At 76.7% G+C, this 4903-nt stretch carries 4 protein-coding genes; 3 read left to right on the top strand and 1 reads right to left on the bottom strand.

Going from position 1 to position 4903, the window contains the following annotated elements; translation table 11 throughout:
• Positions 1–1299, bottom strand: a 1299-nt coding sequence (locus ACFWXO_RS44795) for a PAS domain-containing protein (RefSeq protein ID WP_380532875.1), incomplete at its 3' end; no start/stop codon positions are given.
• Positions 1300–1515: 216 nt separating this feature from the next.
• On the opposite strand from ACFWXO_RS44795, the gene ACFWXO_RS44790 reads away from it, so the two are divergent.
• The 3 genes from ACFWXO_RS44790 to ACFWXO_RS44780 all read left to right on the top strand — a co-directional run bounded on the left by ACFWXO_RS44790 (position 1516) and on the right by ACFWXO_RS44780 (position 4814).
• Positions 1516–2736: a rhodanese-like domain-containing protein gene (locus ACFWXO_RS44790; protein ID WP_375891884.1), complete on the top strand. Its 1221-nt coding sequence runs from the start codon at positions 1516–1518 to the stop codon at positions 2734–2736.
• A 102-nt stretch (positions 2737–2838) separates the two neighbouring features.
• Positions 2839–3498, top strand: a complete 660-nt coding sequence (locus ACFWXO_RS44785; protein ID WP_375891885.1) for a DUF5819 family protein — start codon at positions 2839–2841, stop codon at positions 3496–3498.
• Between the two features lie 11 nt (positions 3499–3509).
• Entirely contained in the window at positions 3510–4814 is a 1305-nt protein-coding gene (locus ACFWXO_RS44780; RefSeq protein WP_380532870.1) for an HTTM domain-containing protein, read from the top strand.
• Positions 4815–4903 lie beyond the last annotated feature (89 nt).

The following is a 4903-nucleotide window of genomic DNA, read 5'->3' as shown; positions in this document are numbered from 1 at the left end:
GGCGACCCGGGGGACCAGCACCTGGCACAGCTCGTGGGCGGTGAAGCCGAGGTCCAGGGTGGTGCCGACCTTGCCGCCGACCTCGTTCAGCAGGGCCAGCTGTTCGCCGGCCTGGCCGTTGGTGAGGAACGGGCCCAGTCGGCCGCTCGGCGGTCCCTCGGCGCCGGTGGGGGCGGGGACGGCGCCGGGCGGGGCCTGGGCGGGGCGGCGCGGCGGGAGGCCGTGGGCGGACGACTCGACGGCGGCCTGCGGCTCGATGGTGGCTCCTCCTCCGGTGCGTGGGGGTGTCTCGCGGCCGGGGGCCGGGAGCGGGGCGGGCGGGGCACCGACGACCGCGGTGGGCCGCTCGCCGGGGGCGTGCGGGGCGGGGTCGCGCCGGGCCGGGCCGTGCGGCGCCGGTTCGTGCGGGGCCGGGTCACGTTGGGCGGGCAGCGGGCCCTGGGGACGGCGGCCCGGCGCGGACTGGTCGGCCTGCGGCGGCGGACCGAGCCGGGCCGCGCGCTGCTGGGGCGTGGGGTAGCGGCGGCCCAGGCCGGCGGCCACGTGGGCGGTGCCGGCCTGCGGATCGGAGGGCAGCACCGCCAGCACGGTGGTCGCGTCCAGCCGCAGTGCGGGCAGCCCGCCCAGGGCGGCGGCCGCGCGCAGCGGGGCCCGGAGGGCGGCGGGCAGCAGCCGGGCCAGCGGCTCGGGCAGCTCGGCGGCCGGCGGGGTGAGGGCGGCGGTCAGCCCGTGGAAGCCGCCCCGGGCGCCGGGCGTCGCGGCGAAGGGCAGCAGGCGCTCGCCGAGGGCGAGCCGCGGTCCGGAGCTGCGCAGCGGGCGGGCGTCGGCGGCGAGCGCGAGCAGTCCGCCGGCCGGGCCGGGCAGCGGGTAGGCCCACCAGAGCACGTCGCGCTGGTGCTCCTCCCGGTCGGTCACGGTGAGCCGCCCGGCCCAGGGGCGCCCGGCGGCGGTCAGCCCGGCCAGGGTGTCGAGGGCGTCGCAGCGGCGGCGCACCGCGCAGCGGCCGAGCACCCGTGCCTCCAGGGCGGGCAGCAGGCCCGAGGCCGGGCGGTCGGTGGCGGCCTCGGCGCGGTGCCCGAACAGCTCCTCGGCGGCCCGGCTCCACTGGGCGATCCGGCCGGCCCGGTCGACCACGACGAGGGCGAGCCGGACCAGGGCGGCCACTCCGGTCGGGTGGTCGCCCGGCGCGGTCTCGGCGCCCGCCGGAAGCGGTGTGGAGTTGGACTCGGCCACCATGGATTCGGTCTGCTCCCGCCTGGCCACCGCGCCCGGGGCGGCCGTTTCTCCGGAGGAAGGCACGCTGTGCGGATACCAGCGAAGCACGGACCGGGCCGGGCCCGACACCGAAACGGGGAGATTCATCAGGATCGGTTGCGTGTCACGTGCCGCGCGCCGGTCCGCACGCCCGCTTCACCCGGACGGCGGCCCGGAACGCGGCGGTAGGGTGGCAGGCCGGGCCGCCCGCGCGGCGGCTCCGCAGGAAGCCGGCCGGACGGACGAGACAGAGGCGAGATCGTGACCGCGCAGAGCCCCGCCCGCTGGACGGACCCGGAGCAGCAGGAGCTGGAGGAGCGGGTCGCCGCCGCCGAGCTGGCCTGGCTCAGCATGGACGTGGACGTCCAGACGCTGCGGGTCGAGATCGACAACTTCGCCCTGATCCACCACCAGCTGCTCGGCCCGCTCTACGCCCGGCTGGACGAGCTCGACGCGCTGGTCGCCGAGGCCGTCGCGGCCCGCACCGGGGACCCGGAGGACCGGCGGCGGGCCACCGAGGCCCGGCAGCGGGTCGAGGAGCTGCCGGACCTGGACGCGCTGTTCGACTCCGTACGGGAGAAGTCCGCGGAGGGCGCGGAGGAGGCCGTCCCGCCGCCGCCCGCCGCGCCCGCCCGGGTGCGGCCCGGGAAGGAGGCCCAGCGGATCTACCGCGAGCTGGTCCGCCGCGCCCACCCCGACCTCACCACCGACCCCGGCGAGCAGCAGCGCCGGGCGGACTTCCTGGTCCGGGTGAACGAGGCCTACGCCTACGGGGACGCCGCCGTGCTGGAGGGCCTCGCCGCCGAGTGGTCCACCGCGCCGGAGGCCGCGCCCGCCGTCGACTCCCCCGACCGGCTGGGCTGGCTGCGCCGCCGGCTGGACTGGCTGACCGCCAAGATCACCGAGACCGCCACCGAGCAGGTCCGGCTGGAGCAGACCCCGATGGGCCAGCTGCTCGCCCTCGCCCCGCAGGACCCGGACCGGCTGCTGGAGCAGCTCGCCGAGGAGCTGCTCGCCAAGGCCGCCGCACAGCAGGCCGAGCTGGAGCGGCTGCTCGGAACCCCGGATCCGGCCCACCGGCCGACGGCGGTGGGCGACAATGGCACCGGCCCCACCGACTCCACCGACCCGCACCGAGCCCAGGAGAGCCCCACGATGTTCGCGCAGATCCCCTCCACCGACGCCGCCTCCGTGCCGGCCGATGCCGCCCTGCTGGACGTGCGCGAGCAGGACGAGTGGGACGCCGGCCACGTGGACGGCGCGCTGCACATCCCGATCGGCGAGGTGATCGCCCGGATCGGCGAGCTGCCGGAGGAGAAGCTGTACGTGCTCTGCCGGGTCGGCGGCCGCTCCGCGCAGGTCGTCCAGTACCTGGTGCAGCAGGGCCGGGAAGCGGTGAACGTGGACGGCGGGATGTACGCCTGGGAGGGGGCCGGCCGTCCGATGGTCAGCAGCACCGGCCAGGCCGCCTTCGTCCTGTAGGACCTCCGGAACCTCGCGGTGCCCGCCCGGGGACGGGTAGGGCAGGATGGGCGCGCGACGCGCCGGTACCGGCCGGCGGCGCGCCGACCGGGCGGGGAGGCCATGACGGGCAGCACGGACCGGGCCGCCCCGGGGAGGGTCTGGTCGACGCCCGCGCAGCTCGTCCTCGGCCTGGCCGCCGCGGTGCTGGTCAGCGGCACCGGGCTGTTCCTCGCCGCGGTGTTCCTGCACGTCGCCCCCGCCAACACGCTGTCCCGGCAGTACCGGGACGAGGTCGACGGGATCGTCTACCCGGAGTTCGAGCAGAACTGGAAGCTGTTCGCCCCCAACCCTTTGCAGCAGAACGTCGACGTGGACGCCCGGGTGCGCACCGTCGCGGACGGCGGCGCCACCCGCACCCATGACTGGACCGGGCTGACCGCGCAGGACATCGCGGCGATCCGGGGCAACCCGGCGCCCAGCCACGTCGACCAGAACCTGCTGCGCCGGGCCTGGGACTTCTACGACGGTTCCCACGACGCCCAGGACGGGAAGCCGACCAACTCGCGCGGCCGGCTCGCCGAGCAGTACCTCAAGCGGATCGCGTTGCAGCGGATCGGCCGGGAGGTGGACGGCGAGCGGGTGCTGGAGATCCAGTTCCGGGCGACCACGGCGACCGTGCCGCCGCCGTCCTGGAGCGGCGAGGCCGCGCCGCCCGCGCCCAGGGTGCGGGAGCTGCCGTGGTGGCCGGTCGGGGACGAGGACTACCGGGGGCTGGGGTGAACGAGGGGGCGGTGGAGCCCGTGGCGTCGGGCGTGGACCCTGCGGCGCCGACCGTGGCGGGCGGGCCGGTGGTGCCGCGGCCGCTGGACGGCGTGCCGCTGCTGGACGGCGTGCCGCGGCAGGGCGGACCGTCCGTCGCCCCGGCGGTCCCCGGGCCGGGCGCGGCGCCGCGCCGGCCGGTCGCCGCCCTCGGGCGGGCGATGGAGGCCTTCACCGGGCGGGCGCTCGGACGGCACCAGGCCGCGGCGGTGCGGATCGGCTTCGGGCTGGTCTGGCTCGCCTACCTGCTGCGCGAGTGGCCCAACCGGCGGGTGCTGTACGGCGACCGCTCGCCCTGGTCGATGGAGCTCGCCCAGCGGCTGCTGGCCGACGACGGGGCGTTCACCGTGCTGCCCTGGTTCGGCGGGCGGCTCTGGTTCGAACTGGTCTACCACCTGGCCCTGCTGGCCGCCCTGGCGGTGCTGCTGGGCTGGCGGACCAGGGCGAGCACCGTCCTGTTCCTGGTCACCGTGCTGTCGCTGCAGAACCGCGACGTCCTGCTCGGCGACGGCGGCGACAACGTCGTCCACCTGATGGCCGTCTACCTGGTCTTCACCCGCTGCGCCGAGGTCTGGTCGCTGGACGCGCGCCGGGCCCGGCCCGGGCGGGGCGGGGTGGTGCTCTGGGCCCTGCTCGGCGCGGTGCTGGCCGTCTGTCAGGCCGGCGACTTCTCCGGGGACAGCCTCACCTGGACCGGGCCGGCCTTCCCGTACCTCGGCTGGGCGCCGCTGTTCTGGGGGCTCTGGGCGGTCGCCGGGATCTGGTGGACGCTCGGCCGGCTGCGGCCGGCGGGCGAGCCGCGGGCCCTGCTCGACGCGCTGGCGAACATGGTGCACAACTGCGCGATGCTGGTCATCGCCACCGAGGTGGTGCTGGTCTACGCCACGGCCGGCTGGTACAAGGTGCAGGGCTCGCGCTGGCAGGACGGCACGGCGCTGTACTACCCGCTGCACCTGGACTACTTCGCGCCCTGGCCGGGGCTGTCGGCGCTGGTCGGCTCGGCGCTGCTGCCGGTCTTCCTGATCTCGTACGGCACGGTGGTCCTCCAGGTGGCGTTCCCGTTCACGCTGCTCAACCGGCGGGTCAAGAACGCGCTGCTGGCGGTCCTGATGCTGGAACACCTGGGGATCGCGGTGGTGCTCGGGCTGCCGGTGTTCTCGCTCGCGATGGTCGCGGCGGACGCGGTGTTCCTGCCGACGGGGGCCCTGCTGTGGGCGGCGGCGCGGCTGGGGCGGCTCGGGCAGCGGTGGCGGAGGTCGGGGCCGACGGCAGCCTAGTGTCCTGAGTCCTTGATCCGTCGGATGTATCCAGCGAGGGATTCGAGGATCTGGTCAGCGGTTTTGGTCCAGACGTAGGGCCGGGGGTC

It is taken from the genome of Kitasatospora sp. NPDC059088 (assembly GCF_042738155.1).
Taxonomy (GTDB): domain Bacteria; phylum Actinomycetota; class Actinomycetes; order Streptomycetales; family Streptomycetaceae; genus Kitasatospora.
The sequence above is the reverse complement of the archived record's forward strand: the minus strand, read 5'-3'. Positions and strand labels throughout refer to the sequence as shown.